General features: G+C 72.9%; 14 protein-coding genes. 8 read left to right on the top strand and 6 right to left on the bottom strand.

Annotated elements, in window-relative coordinates:
- From efeB to AB0C66_RS08380, 3 genes are read left to right on the top strand one after another with little or no spacing between them, the layout of a single operon-like run.
- A complete protein-coding gene (efeB, locus tag AB0C66_RS08390; protein WP_362434504.1) occupies window positions 1–1,263 on the top strand; it encodes an iron uptake transporter deferrochelatase/peroxidase subunit in 1,263 nt (420 codons plus the stop codon).
- Window positions 1,264–1,290: 27 nt separating this feature from the next.
- Window positions 1,291–2,262: an iron uptake transporter permease EfeU gene (gene efeU / locus AB0C66_RS08385; RefSeq protein ID WP_362434502.1), complete on the top strand. Its 972-nt coding sequence runs from the start codon at window positions 1,291–1,293 to the stop codon at window positions 2,260–2,262.
- Window positions 2,249–3,118 (top strand): hypothetical protein, encoded by an 870-nt coding sequence (locus AB0C66_RS08380; protein ID WP_362434499.1) that lies wholly within the window; start codon window positions 2,249–2,251, stop codon window positions 3,116–3,118. The genes efeU and AB0C66_RS08380 overlap by 14 nt, the downstream gene beginning before the upstream one ends.
- 34 nt (window positions 3,119–3,152) lie before the next feature.
- Here AB0C66_RS08380 and AB0C66_RS08375 read toward each other — a convergent pair whose 3' ends face one another.
- Window positions 3,153–3,890 carry a bifunctional DNA primase/polymerase gene (locus AB0C66_RS08375; protein ID WP_362434497.1) on the bottom strand — a complete coding sequence of 246 codons (738 nt, stop codon included), beginning with the start codon at window positions 3,888–3,890 and terminating at the stop codon, window positions 3,153–3,155.
- 169 nt (window positions 3,891–4,059) lie between these two features.
- Between AB0C66_RS08375 and AB0C66_RS08370 the strand changes: the two genes are divergently transcribed.
- Window positions 4,060–4,995, top strand: coding sequence for a glycerophosphodiester phosphodiesterase family protein (locus AB0C66_RS08370; protein WP_362434494.1), 936 nt, complete (start codon window positions 4,060–4,062; stop codon window positions 4,993–4,995).
- Here the strand turns inward: AB0C66_RS08370 and AB0C66_RS08365 are convergent.
- Window positions 4,982–5,599, bottom strand: coding sequence for a TetR/AcrR family transcriptional regulator (locus tag AB0C66_RS08365; RefSeq protein WP_362434492.1), 618 nt, complete (start codon window positions 5,597–5,599; stop codon window positions 4,982–4,984). The genes AB0C66_RS08370 and AB0C66_RS08365 overlap by 14 nt on opposite strands.
- 91 nt (window positions 5,600–5,690) lie before the next feature.
- On the opposite strand from AB0C66_RS08365, the gene AB0C66_RS08360 reads away from it, so the two are divergent.
- Complete coding sequence (locus tag AB0C66_RS08360) at window positions 5,691–6,698, top strand: small ribosomal subunit Rsm22 family protein (protein ID WP_362434489.1); 1,008 nt, start codon at window positions 5,691–5,693, stop codon at window positions 6,696–6,698.
- A gap of 79 nt (window positions 6,699–6,777) precedes the next feature.
- Here the strand turns inward: AB0C66_RS08360 and AB0C66_RS08355 are convergent, their stop codons facing one another.
- Together AB0C66_RS08355 and AB0C66_RS08350 are read right to left on the bottom strand one after the other, a co-directional pair.
- Complete coding sequence (locus AB0C66_RS08355) at window positions 6,778–7,815, bottom strand: serine hydrolase domain-containing protein (RefSeq protein ID WP_362435597.1); 1,038 nt, start codon at window positions 7,813–7,815, stop codon at window positions 6,778–6,780.
- 124 nt (window positions 7,816–7,939) lie between these two features.
- Window positions 7,940–9,562 carry an alkaline phosphatase D family protein gene (locus AB0C66_RS08350; RefSeq protein WP_362434487.1) on the bottom strand — a complete coding sequence of 541 codons (1,623 nt, stop codon included), beginning with the start codon at window positions 9,560–9,562 and terminating at the stop codon, window positions 7,940–7,942.
- Between the two features lie 489 nt (window positions 9,563–10,051).
- Between AB0C66_RS08350 and AB0C66_RS08345 the strand changes: the two genes are divergently transcribed.
- Both AB0C66_RS08345 and AB0C66_RS08340 read left to right on the top strand, forming a co-directional pair.
- The gene (locus tag AB0C66_RS08345; protein ID WP_362434484.1) at window positions 10,052–10,681 is read left to right on the top strand and encodes a hypothetical protein; all 630 of its coding nucleotides are present in this window, start codon (window positions 10,052–10,054) and stop codon (window positions 10,679–10,681) included.
- 134 nt (window positions 10,682–10,815) lie between these two features.
- Window positions 10,816–11,691 (top strand): glycosyltransferase family 2 protein, encoded by an 876-nt coding sequence (locus AB0C66_RS08340; RefSeq protein ID WP_362434480.1) that lies wholly within the window; start codon window positions 10,816–10,818, stop codon window positions 11,689–11,691.
- 19 nt (window positions 11,692–11,710) lie between these two features.
- Here the strand turns inward: AB0C66_RS08340 and AB0C66_RS08335 are convergent, their stop codons facing one another.
- Complete coding sequence (locus tag AB0C66_RS08335; RefSeq protein WP_362434478.1) at window positions 11,711–12,322, bottom strand: TetR/AcrR family transcriptional regulator; 612 nt, start codon at window positions 12,320–12,322, stop codon at window positions 11,711–11,713.
- 182 nt (window positions 12,323–12,504) lie between these two features.
- On the opposite strand from AB0C66_RS08335, the gene AB0C66_RS08330 reads away from it, so the two are divergent.
- Entirely contained in the window at window positions 12,505–13,581 is a 1,077-nt protein-coding gene (locus tag AB0C66_RS08330) for a DMT family transporter (RefSeq protein ID WP_362434476.1), read from the top strand.
- Between the two features lie 52 nt (window positions 13,582–13,633).
- On the opposite strand, the gene AB0C66_RS08325 is transcribed toward AB0C66_RS08330, so the two are convergent.
- A complete protein-coding gene (locus AB0C66_RS08325; RefSeq protein ID WP_362434474.1) occupies window positions 13,634–15,322 on the bottom strand; it encodes a sigma-70 family RNA polymerase sigma factor in 1,689 nt (562 codons plus the stop codon).
- Window positions 15,323–15,383: the final 61 nt, after the last annotated feature.

Raw genomic sequence — 15,383 nt, 5'->3', positions numbered from 1 at the left:
ATGACCGACGAGGCCATGACGACCCCCTCGCGCCGCGCCCTGATCGGCTGGGGAGGCGCCGGGCTCGCGCTCGGCGCCGCGGCCGCCGGCGGTACGGCCGCCGCCCTGAGCGGCGGTGACGGCGAGAAGACCCGGTCGGTCGCGGACAGCGGCGCCGCCGTGCCCTTCTACGGCACGCACCAGGCGGGTATCGCCACCGCGGTACAGGACCGGCTGCACTTCGCGGCCTTCGACGTCACCACCGACGACCGCGACGCACTGGTCGCGATGTTGAAGGAGTGGACGGCGGCCGCGGCGCGGATGACCCAGGGCCACGCCGTCGGCGCAGGCGCGGTCGGCGAGTTGGCGGAGGCGCCGCCGGACGACACCGGAGAGGCGCTCGGCCTCAAGGCGTCCCGGCTCACCCTCACCATCGGCTTCGGGCCGGGCCTGTTCGAGGACAAGAAGGGCAAGGACCGGTTCGGCCTGGCGAAGCGGCGCCCCAAGGCGCTGATCGACCTGCCCGCCTTCCCCGGTGACAACCTCGACGCGGCCCGCAGCGACGGCGACATCTGCGTCCAGGCGTGCGCCGACGATCCGCAGGTGGCGGTGCACGCCATCCGCAACCTCGCCCGGATCGGTATGGGCACGGTCGCCATCCGCTGGTCCCAGCTCGGCTTCGGCAAGACGTCCTCGACCACGCCGGAGGCCCAGACCCCGCGCAACATGATGGGCTTCAAGGACGGCACCCGGAACATCTCGGGCACCGACGGCGCGGCCCTGAAGAAGCATGTGTGGGTGGACGGGAAGGCGGGCCCGGACTGGCTGGTGGGCGGCTCCTACCTGGTGGCCCGACGCATCCGGATGCATATCGAGACCTGGGACCGCACCTCGCTCAAGGAGCAGGAGGACATCTTCGGCCGGGACAAGGGCGAGGGCGCGCCGTACGGCAAACAGCGCGAGCGGGACGAGCCCAATCTCAAGGCGATGCTGCCCGACGCCCATGTCCGGCTGGCCCATCCGGACAGCAACGGCGGGGCGCGGCTGCTGCGCCGCGGCTACTCCTTCACGGACGGCACCGACGGTCTGGGGCGGCTGGACGCCGGTCTGTTCTTCCTCGCCTACCAGCACGACGTACGGGACGGGTTCGTCACCGTGCAGCGCAGTCTGGCGCGGCAGGACGCGCTCAACGAGTACATCCAGCACGTGGGTTCGGCGCTGTTCGCCGTTCCGCCGGGCGTCCGCGACAAGGACGACTGGTGGGGCCGGGCGCTGTTCTCCTGAGGGACTCCTGAGAGGAAGGCGAACCTCGTGTTCGGCAACTATCTGATCGGTCTGCGCGAAGGGCTCGAAGCCAGCCTGGTCGTCTGCATTCTGGTCGCCTATCTGGTCAAGACCGGGCGGCGGGACGCGCTGCGGCCGGTATGGCTGGGGATCGCCACCGCGGTGGCGATCAGCCTGTCCTTCGGCGCGGCGCTGGAGTTCGGTTCGCAGGAGCTGACCTTCGAGGCGCAGGAGGCGCTGGGCGGTTCACTGTCGATCATCGCGGTCGCCCTGGTGACCTGGATGGTCTTCTGGATGCGGCGCACCGCCCGCCATCTGAAGGCCGAACTGCACGGCAAACTGGACGCCGCGCTGGCGATGGGCACCGGCGCGCTGGTGGCCACCGCCTTCCTGGCGGTGGGCCGGGAGGGCCTGGAGACCGCGCTGTTCGTCTGGACGGCGGTCCGGGCGAGCAACGACGGCACCGCGGACCCGCTGGTCGGCGTGGTGCTGGGGCTGCTCACCGCGGTGGTGCTCGGCTGGCTGTTCTACCGGGGCGCGCTCCGGATCAACCTGGCGAAGTTCTTCACCTGGACCGGCGGCATGCTGGTCGTGGTGGCGGCCGGTGTGCTGGCGTACGGCTTCCATGACCTCCAGGAAGCCGACTTCCTGCCGGGGCTGACCGACCGGGCCTTCGACATCAGCGCGACGATTCCGCCGGACTCCTGGTACGGCACGCTGCTCAAGGGCGTGTTCAACTTCCAGCCGGACCCGACCTGGGTCCAGGTCACGGTGTGGCTGCTGTATCTGGTCCCCACGCTGGCCTTCTTCTTCGCCCCCGGTAGGGTGTCGCCGTCCACACGCGCCCCGAAGGAGCCGGAGCCCCATGACACCCAGGCCACGCCCCCGGCGGAAGGCAGTTCGGACGGCCGCGGCGGTACTGGCGCTGGGGACGGCGCTGACAGGGTGTATGACGGTGCACGGCGAGCGGGAGAACATCCCGTCGGTGGAGAAGGCTGAGGCGCCCAGGGCGCTCAAGCGGTTCACCGACACCTACAACAAGGCGTACCGCGAGCTGGACCCGTCGCTGGCCGGTCAGGTCGAGACGGGTCCGCTCGAGGCCATGACCGCCGCGGATCTGAAGGCGCAGCACGCCAACCGGCCCGGGGGCAACCCGAAGTTCCCGGCGCTGGAGCTGACCGGGGCCCGGTACCGGATCCCGAAACAGGTGGGCTGGCCCAAGTTCTTCGTCGCGGACACCAACAGCAACCGGGACGACAACCGCTGGTTGTTCGTCTTCACCCGGGACAGTGCGGACGAGCCGTGGAAGGCCGCGTATCTGTCCATCCTGAGCCAGGACGAGGTGCCGGATCTGGCGACCGACAAGGACGGCTGGGCACGGCCGGTGGCGGTCCGGGGCCCGGCGCCGAGGCTGGCGGTCCGTCCGGACCGGTTGAGCACCGCGTACACCCGCTACTTGATGACGGGCAGGGGCGAGGTCTTCGCCGACGGCCAGTCGACGTCGGGGATCCGGGCCACCCGGAAGAAGTTCCTGCGCACGCCGAAGTTCTGGACCGAGTACATCGACACGGCGGCGCAGGGCGCCCGTTACGCCCCGGTGGGGCTGCGCACCCAGGACGGCGGGGCACTGGTCTTCTTCGCCTCCCACCACCGCCAGAAGCAGACGATGGCCAAGGGGTTCCGGCCCAACCCCGATGCGCAGATCAAGGCGCTGATGACGGGTGAGGCGAAGCGGGCGGTGACGCTGACCCGGATCTCGGAGTCGGCGGTACGGGTCCCGGCGAAGGACGCCGCGGACCCCAAGGTGGTGTTCCTCAACCGGCTGGAGGGTGTGACGGCGGCCAAGGGCGAGTGACGCCCGGCCTCTTCGGGTGCGGTGCCCCCGCCGGTCAGCGTCCCATCGGCCAGGCGGCGTGGTCGTGTTCATGGCCCTCGCCGATGAAGCGGGCGCAGGCGTCGGTCAGCGACTCCAGCAGCGACAGCGGGTCGGGCAGCGGCCGCTCCGGGCCGAGCAGCCAGCCCACGTGGCCGTCGGCCGGCAGCCGCGCGGGCGGTACCAGTACATAGCTGCCGCGGCAGTGCCAGCGCAGCCCGGGGTGCTCGTCCATGGTCTCGGGGTGGCAGTCCAGCTCACAGGGCCACCACTCGTCCTCGTCGTCCGGGGTGCCGCGGGTGGCGGTGAAGAACAGCATCCGGCCCTGCTGGAGATCGGCGCCGGTGGTGGCGACGGGCCCGATCTCGACCCCGGCCTCACCGAGCGACTCCATGGCCTGCCGGCCGGCGTCCGCGGGGACGTCGAGCACATCGTGGACGATGCCGGTGGCGGTGATGAAGTTGGCCTGCGGATCGGCGCGCAGCCATCCGGTGACCTTGTCCGGGTCGGTGCTGGCCTGGGTCTGCCAGGCGAAGGAGACGGGGTGGCGGGCCGGGGTCGGACAGCCGATGCGGTCACAGGAACAGCCGTAGCCGGATGGATGGGCGGCCGGCGCGAGCGGGAATCCCGCGGCCGCGGCGGCCAGGAGCAGGTCCTCGCGGACGCCCCCGGCGCCCGCTCCCGTGCCGGTATCGCCGCCCGATCCGCTCCTCGGCCGACGCAGCCACTGGGAGAACCTGCCCTTGCGTTCCATCTACCGCCTCGCTTCACCGCCGGTACCGGCGGTACGGCCGGTACCCGATCAATGCTGCCACCATCCTGCTCCCGAGGGGGCCGGTGTCCGCATCCGGGGTACGGGAGAGACCCACGTCCGGGTGCTGATATCAGGGCATAACGGATGTCCGGCCCTTAGCGTTCCGTTTATGATCACCAGGCGCCTTATGACCGGTATGGCGATCCTCACCCTGTCGATACCGGTGGCCCTCGCGGCCCACCCCGCCGGGCGGCCCTTCGCACGCCGCCCCGCCCCGCTCATCAGCGCCCCGCTTCCGGAGGCGATACGCCCGGCCCGGCCCCATCAGGCGATCGTCTACACCGCGCACCGCGGTGGCGCCCTCGAAGAGCCCGAGAACAGCATGTCCGGGCTGACCGCCGCGTTCGTCCGGCACCACGCGCAGGTCCTGGACTTCGACACCCGCGCGCTGGGGGACGGCACGCTGGTGGTGATCCACGACGCGACGCTGGACCGTACGACGAACCGCACCGGTCCCGTGAAGAACCTCACCGCGGCCGACTGGCAGTCCGTGCGGCTGCGCCCCGACCCCGCGCTCCCCGGCAGCTGGCGGCCCGAGCGGCCGCCCACCGTCGCCGAGGTGCTGGACCGCTTCGGGGGCCGGAGCACGCTGATGGTCGAGGCCAAGGACCCGGAGAGCCTGCCGCGGCTGGCCCGGATGATCCGCGACCGGGGGCTGGTCCGCTCGGTCTTCGTCAACACCAACCACCCCGAGGTGGCCCGGCAGGCCCACGGTCTGGGGCTGCGGACCCAGCTGTGGCGGTCCGCCCGGCAGATGGCCACCGATCAGCCGCGCGACTGGCGCGGCATCGTCGAACTGCTGGACGTGGACTACAAGGCGAGCGACGCCGATGTGCGGCGGGCCGTCGCCTCGGGCATCCCCCGGGTCTGGGCGCACACCGTGAACACCCCCGGGCAGCGGGACCGGATGCTGCGGCTGGGCTGCGACGGCATCATCACCGACGCGCCGCAGCGGCTGGGCACCCCGCCCCCGCCGGTACGGGCGGCCGGGGGATGGACGGCCGGACGGGCCGCGCCGGGCGGACCGGTGCTCAGCGCACGGTGACCCCGCGCAGCACCAGCTCGACCACGGCGTCGCCGTACTCATGGGTGAGCGGCAGGGTGCGCAGCAGCCAGCGGTGGGCCAGCGGCCCGACGATCAGCTCCAGGGCGATCCGCGGATCGACGGCGGGGTCCACCTGTCCGGCGTCCTGCGCGGCGCGCAGCCGCTTCACATAGAGCTGGAGCTGCGGCTCCAGCACCCGGCGGACGAACTCCGCGCCCACTTCGGCGTTGATCACGCTCTCGGCGGCCAGGGCGCGCGACGGGGCGTCGTACCCGGGCGCGTTCAACTCGTCGACCGTCGCCCGCACCACGGCCTTCAGATCCGCTTCCAGGTCCCCGGTGTCGGGGATCTCGTACACGTCCTCGCCGCCCGCCTCCCGGGCGGCCCGCTCGCCGAGTGCGACGAAGGCGTCGAGCAGCACCGCGGCCTTCGAGGGCCACCAGCGGTAGATGGTCTGTTTGCCGACCCCGGCGCGGGCGGCGATGGCCTCGATGGTGAGCTTGGGATAGCCGACCTCACCGACGAGTTCGATGGCGGCGTCGAGGATCGCGCGGTGCGAGCGCTGGTTGCGTCGGGTGGCGTCGGGGGTCGCTTTGTCGGCCATGGAGCCAATCTATCGAAGGATCTCCGCACCTCGAACCGATACGTATCGTCTCGGACCTCCAAGCGCCACCCCGGCCGGTAGAATCCGCACAATGCACGCCCCTCACCCCGCCCCCGCCGACGAGACACTGCGCACCGCGCTCGCCGGGCTCCTCGACGGACTGCCGCCCCGCCAGGCGGCGCAGGCGGTCGACCGGCTGATCGCCAACTACCGGGGCCGCACCCCCACCGACGCGCCCGTACTGCGCGACCGCTCGGATGTCGCCGCGTACGCCGCCTACCGGATGCCCGCCACCTTCGAGGCGGTCCGCGCCGCCCTCACCGCCTTCCGCACCCAGGCCCCCGACTGGGCCCCGGCCTCCCATATCGACATCGGCGGCGGCACCGGCGCGGCGAGCTGGGCGGTGGCCGCCGCCTGGCCGGACGGCGGCCACACCACCACCGTCCTGGACTGGGCCGAGCCCGCCCTCGCCCTCGGCCGCGAACTCGCCCGCCACGCGGACGCGGAGGCGCTGCGCGGCGCCCAGTGGCGGCGCCTGGCCATCGGTGACGGTCTGGCACTGCCCGACACCACCGACCTCGTCACCGTCTCGTACGTACTGGGCGAGCTGACCGAGGCCGACCGGCACGCGGTCGTCGACGAGGCCGCGCGCGCCGCCCGGGCCGTGGTGCTGGTCGAACCGGGCACCCCCGACGGCTTCGCCCGCGTCCGTGCGGCCCGCGACCGGCTCACCGCGGCGGGCCTGCGTGTGATCGCACCCTGCCCGCACAGCGCGGCCTGCCCGATCGCGCCGGGTGAGGACTGGTGCCACTTCGCCGCGCGCGTCAGCCGCTCCTCCCTCCACCGCCAGGTGAAGGGCGGCTCACTGTCGTACGAGGACGAGAAGTTCAGCTATGTGGCCGCGGTCCGCTTCCCCGCCCCGCCCGCCACGTCCCGGGTGACCCGCCACCCCCAGATCCGCAAGGGCCAGGTCCTGCTGGATCTGTGCACGGCGGACGAGGGGCTGACCCGCCGGACGGTCACCAAGCGCCATGGCCCCCTCTACCGCGCGGCCCGTGACACCGTATGGGGCGATGTCTGGCCGCCCGCCGAGGACTGACCCGCGCCTCGAGCCGCGCCCCGAGCGGCCCGACTCGCCCTGCCACGGGCCGACTTGAGGCGTACCACGACGGACGCGATCACCGGCCGCTCCGTACGGCCCGCGAAAGGGCCGTCGCCGCGGCCGCTCTCGGGCGGCTGTCGGCGGGGCGGCGACGCGGGTGCACGGTGTTGGCCAGCAGCACCAGATAGGAGTCGGTGGCGCGGTCCAGGACCAGGCTGGTGCCGGTGAAACCGGTGTGGCCCGCCGCGCCCCGCCCCGCCAGCCCGCCCATGAACCACGGCTGGTCGATCTCGAAGCCCAGGCCCGGCGCGGTCAGCATCAGCTCCACGGACGCCGGGGAGAGCAGCGGCCCGCCGCCCCGGAGCAGGGCGCGGCAGAGCGCGGCGAGGTCGTCGGCGGTGGAGAAGAGCCCCGCATGGCCCGCGACACCGCCCAGGGCGTAGGCGTTCTCGTCGTGGACGGTGCCCCGCACCATGCCCCGGTCGAGTTTGCCCCAGGGGCGCCGCTGGTCCTCGGTGGCGGCGATCCGCGGCAGCCAGGAGGCGGGCGGGCGGAAGCGGGTGGAGGTCATACCGAGCGGACCGGTGACGGTGTGGTGGACGAGCCGGTCCAGGGGCTCGCCCTCGGCCCCCTCCAGCACCGCCTGCAACAGCAGGAAGTTGAGATCGGAGTAGCGGCGCGCGGTACCGGGCGGGGTGACCGGGGGCTCGGCGGCCAGCCGGGCCAGCCGCTCCTCGTCGGAGCCGCAGTCGTACAGGGGGAGTTCGGGCACCAGGCCCGAGGTGTGGGTGAGCAGCTGCCGCACCGTGACGCGGTGCTCGGCGGCGGCCGTGTAGCGCGGGGCGTATCCGGCGACGGGCGCGTCGAGCGCGATCGTGCCGCGTTCGAGGGCGCGGACCGCCACGATCGTGGTGAAGAGCTTGGTGAGCGAGGCGAGGTCGAAGACGGTGTCGGCCCGGACCGGCACCCACCGTTCGCGCGGCAGCTCACGGTCGTGGGCCGCGTGGCGCACCGCCCAGCCGGAGGCTTCCCGGACCAGCGGTCCCGAGCCGGTCCCGGCGGCCAGGGCCACCCCGGCACACCACGGATGCTCCCCCTCGGGAAGCGCGGCCACGTCCCGGACCAGCCGGGACAGTTCGCGGTCGCGGTTCGCTTCGTTGCTCGTCGCCACGGACGGCAGGGTACGCGCCCGGCCCGGGGTGGGGCCGGACGCGTACCGTCAACCGGACGCGAGGGCGTCAGACGGAGCGCAGACCGGGGTTTCCGGCCTCGCTGACGAACGACGCCGCGGTGGTGAGCGGCGCGCCCGGGGTGGTGACGGCGGAGACCGTCTTGTAGTCGGCCCGTGCCTGCCGCTCGTCCAGCGTGACCGTCACATAGCCGCGCCGGCCGTTGTAGAACTGGAGGTGCGGGTTGGCCGCCATGAGGGTGGACCAGTTGTCCGGCTTGACCGCGCCGTCCTTCCCGCTGGTGAGGGATGTGGAGACGAACTCGACGCCCAGGGTGCGGGAGTCGGGCTTGTCGAAGTCCATCTTGATGTCGAAGGCGTAGTGGACATGGACGTCACCGGTGAGGACCACGAAGTTCTCCACACCCGCCTGCTCGACGCCCGCGAGGATCCGGTCGCGGGAGGCCGGATAGCCGTCCCAGGAGTCCATGGAGAGCTGGGAGCGGGCGGCGGTGCTGTTCTTCCGCTGGGAGAAGGTGACCTGCTGCGGAAGGACGTTCCAGGTGGCCTTGGAGCGGTGGAAGCCGTCGAGCAGCCAGCGCTCCTGGGCCGCGCCGGTGAGGGTGCGCGCCGGGTCCTCGGAGTCGGGCCCGGGGTACTGCCAGCCGTCTCCGTACGCCTGGTTGGAGCGGTACTGGCGGGTGTCGAGGATGTCGAACTGGGCCAGCCGGCCGTAGTGGAAGCGGCGGTAGAGCCGCATATCGGGGCCTTGCGGCCGCTGCGGCATACGCAGCGGCATGTTCTCCCAGTACGCGCGGTAGGCGGCCGCCCGGCGGACCAGGAACTCCTCGGACGGGCTGTTGTTCTCGTCGACGTCGTCGGCGTAGTTGTTCTCGGTCTCGTGGTCGTCCCAGGTGACGTACCAGGGGAAGGCGGCGTGGGCGGCCTGGAGGTCCTCGTCGGACTTGTAGAGCGCGTAGCGCAGCCGGTAATCCTGGAGGGTCTTGGTCTCGGTGTTGAAGACGGCCGGGAGGCGGCGGTCGGTGTAGTTGCGCGCGCCGCCGGTGGCGCTGACGGCGTACTCGTAGTGGTAGTCACCGACGTGGAAGACGGCGTCGAGGTCCTCTCGGGCGAGATGCGCGAGGGCGGTGTAGTAGCCGTCGTGGTACGCCTGGCAGGACACCAGACCGAACCGGAGGTCATGGATCCGGGCCCCGGTGGAGGGGGTGGTACGGGTGCGGCCCACCGGGCTGGTCCACTTGCCGACGCGGAAGCGGTACCAGTAGACGCGGTCGGGGTCGAGCCCCTTGGCCTCGACGTGCAGGGTGTAGTTGAACTCGGCGTGCGCGACGGCCGTTCCGCGCCGGGCGATCCGCTTGAACTGCTCGTCGCGGGCCATTTCCCAGTCGACGGTGAAGGTGCCGTGCTCGGGCAGCCCATTGCCCGGCTCGTAGGGGCGGGGCGCGAGTCTGGTCCACAGCACGACGGAGTCCGGCAGCGGATCGCCGGAGGCCACGCCGAGGGTGAAGGGATCGTCGGTGAGCGAGCGCGAGGACACCTGCGCGGCCTGGGCGCCGGGCAGGTTGGTGGTGAACGCGAGTGCGGCGGCGGCACCGGTGACGGTGAGGAAGCGGCGGCGGCCCAGCCGTGCTGCCGCGGCTCGTATCGCCCGCTGGTGCGAGTCGTGTGCCATGTGCTCTCCCCTGGCTCGTGGCGTCAGAGGAATTGGAGTGTCGGGGAGCGGCGGGGTGTTTGCCCGCACACAACACGTACATGGCCACTGGATGAGGACCGTTGCCGGAAGGGGCGTTTGACGCAATCCGCCGTCCCGCGCACCGGCTGATGTGACATCAGGTCGGTGTGGTGAAGGAGGAGATGGCGGTGGGCCCGGGGCCTGGGGGAAGGGAGATGCGGAGGGCGGCGGAGCGGGCGGGCCGAAGGCCGTAAACCGCTCGCGGGCGAGGAGCGATGGATCGTCACCCGTCGTAGATAACCAGGGATTTGGGTAGATAATGTGAAGAAGATGTAAATTCACCCCTTTAGGGCAGTGGGGATCTCCTCCGGGCCCGGGGTGTTCCACAGCGGCTCCATATGGCATGGTCTCTCCCACCGCCCCCAGCAGCCCATCGCCCCGCTCGCGCCTCCTGTTTCACCATCGCCATTCGACCGAAAAGAGACCGCCATGCGTTCTCTGCCGCTCACGCTGGCCGCCCGTCTGGTGCCCGTGGCCGTGCTCGCCGCCGCGAGCGTGGCCATGTCCGCCACGGGCGACTCGGACGCGCAGCCCCGGCAGGCCGCCGACTCGCCCAAGCCCTCGGCCTCGGCCCCCGCCACCGGCGACTCCGTGGCGCCGCGCCGCTATCCCAAAGCGCCCTCGAAGCCGTGCGCCGCCGTCCCCGAGGCCATGGCGAAGAAACTGGTGCCCGGGGCCCCGGCGGCCGGGAACGAGCTGCGGACCAGTGATGTCTCCCGCCGCACCGGCTGCTCCTGGCACGCCCTCGACGACTACGACTACCGCTGGCTGGACCTCGCCTTCGACGTCGTCGGCACCTCCGGGGAGGGGAAGCGGGGCCCGGACTCCGCGGAGCCGCTGTCCGGCCTCGGCGACCCGGCGTGGATCGACGAGACCCTCGCCACCGAGGACGGCCAGCAGGTGCGCGAGGCCGTGGTCACCGTCCGGAAGGCCAATGCGACGGTCACGGTGACGTACAACGGCAGCGACTTCGGCAACCACCGGGCGCCGTCCGCCGCGGTGATACGAGAGGGCGCGGTCGGCGCCGCCAAGAAGGCGGTGGCCGCCCTCGACGGCTGACGCCGCCCGGTCGCTCGTCCGGCCATGCGCTCCACCGGCCGCGCGTTCCTTGATGAACATCGGCTGTACGGAAGTGACCACTCCGGTGAACGGCTACGATCGCGGGAATCGTCGCCGAGCCCTGGAGTCCCGCCGTGTCCGAACCCCGCCTGGGTGTCGCCATTCTGACCATGGGCAACCGGCCCCGCGAGGTGGCGGCGCTCCTGGAGTCGGTGGACAAGCAGGACGTGGCGGCGGCCCGCATCGTGGTCGTCGGCAACGGCTCCCCGCTTCCGGAGCTCCCCGCGCATGTCACCGCCGTCGAACTGGACGAGAACCTGGGCGTGTCGGGCGGCCGCAATGTGGCGCTGCGGCGGCTGCAAGAATTCGGCGATGTCGATGTGGTGATCGATCTCGACGACGACGGACTGCTCGTCGATCCCGATGTGTTCCGTACGGTGCGCGATCTGTACGCGGCCGATCCGCGGCTGGGCATCGTGAGCTTCCGCATCGCCGACGAGAACGGCGAGACCCAGCGGCGCCACGTCCCCCGGCTACGGTCCTCGGACCCGATGCGCGGCGGTGAGGTCACCACCTTCCTCGGCGGCGGCCACGCCCTGTCGGTGCCGATGCTGGAGCGGATCGGCGGCTGGCCGGACGCGTTCTTCTTCACCCATGAGGAGACCGACCTCGCCTGGCGGGCGCTGGACGACGGCTGGACCGTGCGGTACGCCCCCGAGCTGCTGCTCCAGCACCCCAAGACCTCCCCCGCCCGGCACGCGGTCTACTACCGGATGACCGCGCGCAACCGGGTCTGGCTGGCCCGCCGCCATCTGCCGCTCCCCCTGATCCCCCTCTACCTGGGCAGCTGGACGCTGCTCACCCTGGTGCGCACCCGCGCCCTGGACGGTCTGCGGGCGTGGGCGGGCGGGTTCATGGAGGGGGTCCGCACCCCGTGCGGCACCCGGCGTCCGATGCGCTGGCGCACGGTGTGGCGGATGACCCGGCTGGGCCGTCCGCCGGTGATCTGACGGCCGCCCGGAGGCGGGGTCAGACCCGTACGCCGATCCCCAGGGCGGGGAAGACCGAGGACTCCAGGAAGCGGGTCAGGTAGGGCGAGTCGGCCTGCCGCCCCTCGAGCAGCGGGCGCACCCGCATCGCACCGATGAGCTGGGTGGGTACGAACTCGGCCGCCGCGTTGTCCTCGGCGACCTCCCCGCGCGCCACGCCCCTGCGGACCATCGCCCGGATCGCCGCCACCTCGTGCTCGATCAGCGCCGAGCGCAGCGCCTCCAGCAGCTCGTCGTCGTGCAGCGCGGCGTGCCCGACCGCGTACATCAGCTTGGTGTCCCCACCGCATACGGACCCGGCGGCCTCGGCGACCGCGCGCAGATCGCCCTCCAGGGAGCCGGTGTCGATGCCCTCCAGGGCCGGCCGCCGGTTGCCCGACCGCAGCGCGGCGACGACGAGCTGCGGTTTGGAGTTCCACTGGCGGTAGAGCGTGGAGCGGCTGGAACGGGTGCGGGCGGCGACTCCCTCGATGGTGAGCGCCTCGTATCCGCCCTCCTGGAGCAGGTCGAGCACCGCCGTGTAGAACTCCTGCTCCCGCTCGGGAGTGATCTTCGAACGGCGCTGCGGTGTCGCCGTGGCCTCCGACGGCATGTGTTTCCTCCTCGGATTCCCCGGGTTTCCCGGCTGCCCCTGCCCGCAGTGTACCGAGACATCGACGTACCGATACACCCCTGTACCGATACGCCGGTGAACCGGTACACTCTCGTATCGGTACAGTCGTGTACCGATAGCTACCGGCCCGCAGACGGCCGGGCCGACGGGAGGTGCGGCGGATGGACCCGACTCTGATAGCCGTCGTACTCGCCCTCGCCTCCGCCGTGGCCTACGCGACCGCCGCCGTCGCCCAGGAGCGGCTGGCGGGCCGGAGCCGACGGGCCGGAATCGCCGGGCTGCTGCTGTGCGGCGCCTGGTGGGGAGCGGTCGGGCTGAACGCGACCGGTGCGCTGCTGCATGTCGCGGCGCTGGCGTACGGTCCGCTCACCCTCGTCCAGCCGCTGGGCGCGCTCACCCTGGTCGCGGCCGTGCCGCTGGGCGCGCGGCTCGCGGGCCGACGGGTGCTGCGCACCGAGTGGCGCGGCACCGCGCTGGCCCTGCTCGGCCTCGGCGCCCTGCTGCCGGTCACCGGTGGCGCCGCGCCGGACGACACCCTCGCGCTGCCCGAGGCCCTGTCGGTGGCGGCCGTCGTGCTGGTCCTGATCGCTGTGCTCACCCGGTCGGGACGGGCCACCCCGCGCGGCCGTGGCCTGCGGTTCGCCGCCGCGTCCGGGATCGCCTCCGGCGTCGCCTCGGCGCTCACCCAGACCCTCACCGTCGCGCTCACCGCCCACACCGGGACCGCCGTGCTGTCGTGGCCCGTGCCGGCGGTGGCCGTCCTGGTGGCGGCGTTCGCGGTGAGCGGTCTGCTGCTCTCCCAGAGCGCCTACGCGGGCGGTCTGGGCGCCCCGCTGGCCACCCTGACCCTGGCCAACCCGATCGCCGCCGCCTCGATCGGCATCATCCTGCTCGGCGAACGTCTCCACGGCGGCCCGGCCGGGACCGCGCTCGCCCTCGCGGGCGCCGCGGCGGCCGCTCGCGGTGTGGTCCTGCTCGCCCGCGCCCAGCACCCGGCCGACGCCCTCCCGGCGCCGGTTCCGGCACCGGTCCAGGTCCCGGCCGCGCTCGCGGACCGGCCGTCCCCGCACACGCCCCAACGGGGTGCCGTCCACCCGGTGTTGCTCACCGGCGTCCCGGCCCCCGGCGTTCTGGCGCCGCTCCTGCCCGCCCCCGGCCTGCTGTCCCTCCGCGCCCCCGCGGCCCCGCTCCACGGCGAGCCGGGCGATGCCGGGGACCTCGCCCTCACCTCCGGCTGACCGGATGGGTACCGGGAGGCCATGAGCCGGTCCCCGGGGGGCGGAAGCGACCTCAGCGGTCGCCGAACGCCTGGGTCCAGGTCGGGCCGCCGCCACCGCGGTTGACGCCGAGGCCCATCTCCGTGAAGTCGCAGTTGAGGATGTTCTGCCGGTGGCCGGGGCTGTTCATCCAGGAGTCCATGACCGCGGCCGGGGTCTGCTGGCCCTTGGCGATGTTCTCGCCGTAGGTGCGCCAGGGATATCCGGCGGCGGTGATGCGGTCGCCGGGGTCGGAGCCGCTGGGTGCGGTGTGGTCGAAGTAGCCGCGGGCGGCCATATCGTCCGAGTGGCCCTGGGCGGCGGAGTTCAGCTTGTCGTTGAGCCGGACCGGGGAGCAGCCGACCTTGCCGCGCTCGATATTGACCAACTCCATGACCTCCTGCGCGAACGCGGTGCTGTTGCCCGAAGGAGGGTCGGCCTTGGGGGGCGTGGTGGTCGGCGCGGAGCGGGTGGGCTGCGCGGTCGGAGCCTTGGTGCCGGGCCGCGCGGCGGGTTTGGAGGCCCGGGGCTTCTTGGTGACCGAGTGCCGGGAGGGGCTCTCCTTGCGGCTGGCGGGCCGGGTGGTGGTGCGGTCGGGGGTGGGCTCGTCGGTGGCCGGGGCGTCCTCCTCGGCCAGCGGTGCGGTCCGGCCGCGCCCGGCGTCGTCATGCCCCTTGCCCCCGGGGAGTTCGAAGAGCAGCGCCGAGCCTCCGACGGCCAGGGCGAGCGCCGCGACCCCGGTGGCGCGGGCCGCCCGCGACCGCTTACGGGCCCGGTGCCGGGCGCCGCGCGCCGCGCCGCCCGCGGCGTGTGCGCCGCCCGAGCCATGTGCCGCGCCGCTGTCCACCGCCGGAAGCACCGTGGTGTCCACCGCGTGCGCCCACCCGTCGGCGGGTGTGGCCGCTCCGGCCGGGTCCGCGGGGAGCTGCCCGGCGGCGGCCGTGCTCGCGCGCCAGCCCACCAGCGCGCCCGCCACCGGCACCAGCCCGAGGCCGACGAGCAGTCCCTCGGCCGGGACCAGTCCGGACCAGTGGCCGGAGCACTCCGCGCAGCCGCGGGCGTGGCGGGATATTCGCTTGCGCCACAGGGCGGAGGGGCGGCCGTCCCAGATGCCGATGAGCTGCCACAGATCGCGGCAGAGCGGGGTGGTGGACAGTGCGCGGACCACCACCCGCGCGGTCTCCAGCTGGTCCTTGGTGCGCTGCACGCGCACGGCGGTGTGCTGCGGCGAGAGGTCGAGCGCGGCGGCCACCTCGGCGCGGGTCAGTTCGCCCGCGGCCTCCAGCCACCACAGCGAGAGCACCTCCTGCTCGCTGTCGTCGAGCCAGCGGGTCGCCTCGGCGACCTCCTTGCGCTGGCCCTCCAGCCCCAGCCGCACGATCGTCAGATCGGCGAAGTCGGGCTCGGGTCCGGGCATCTCGTGCACCTCTCCCAGACCGCCGACGGGCGCGTCCTGCCGCTCCCGCCAGTGGCGGCGTATCTGGTTCATCGCTATCGCCACGACCCAGGAGCGGCAGGCGGAGGTGTCCCGCAGACCGCCGAGGCCGCCAAGGGCCCGGATCATGGTGTCCTGGACCACGTCGTCGACATCGGCGTGCCCTTTGAGGGCGCGGCCGACGACGTTGTAGACCAACGGCAGATACGCGCTGACGAGCTGATCCCGCGCCGCCGGGTCACCGGACCGCGCGGCCTCGATGACCTCTGCTCCGACCTCGCTGCTCACACTCAGCGCCCCTCTTCCTGGGCTCGACTCGTCGTCCTGGCACCGAGGGAGACCCGGGCCC

The organism is Streptomyces sp. NPDC048636 (assembly GCF_040650655.1).
GTDB lineage: Bacteria > Actinomycetota > Actinomycetes > Streptomycetales > Streptomycetaceae > Streptomyces.
The sequence above is the reverse complement of the archived record's forward strand: the minus strand, read 5'-3'. Positions and strand labels throughout refer to the sequence as shown.

Bases quoted from the DNA above. Each gene is read 5' to 3' on its own strand.
- AB0C66_RS08360 (WP_362434489.1), top strand. From the start codon at position 5,691: ATGCACGCCCCTCACCCCGCCCCCGCCGACGAGACACTGCGCACCGCG.
- efeB (WP_362434504.1), top strand. From the start codon at position 1: ATGACCGACGAGGCCATGACGACCCCCTCGCGCCGCGCCCTGATCGGC.
- AB0C66_RS08345 (WP_362434484.1), top strand. From the start codon at position 10,052: ATGCGTTCTCTGCCGCTCACGCTGGCCGCCCGTCTGGTGCCCGTGGCC.
- AB0C66_RS08335 (WP_362434478.1), bottom strand. From the start codon at position 12,322: ATGCCGTCGGAGGCCACGGCGACACCGCAGCGCCGTTCGAAGATCACT.
- AB0C66_RS08370 (WP_362434494.1), top strand. From the start codon at position 4,060: ATGATCACCAGGCGCCTTATGACCGGTATGGCGATCCTCACCCTGTCG.
- AB0C66_RS08375 (WP_362434497.1), bottom strand. From the start codon at position 3,890: ATGGAACGCAAGGGCAGGTTCTCCCAGTGGCTGCGTCGGCCGAGGAGC.
- AB0C66_RS08365 (WP_362434492.1), bottom strand. From the start codon at position 5,599: ATGGCCGACAAAGCGACCCCCGACGCCACCCGACGCAACCAGCGCTCG.
- AB0C66_RS08330 (WP_362434476.1), top strand. From the start codon at position 12,505: ATGGACCCGACTCTGATAGCCGTCGTACTCGCCCTCGCCTCCGCCGTG.
- AB0C66_RS08350 (WP_362434487.1), bottom strand. From the start codon at position 9,562: ATGGCACACGACTCGCACCAGCGGGCGATACGAGCCGCGGCAGCACGG.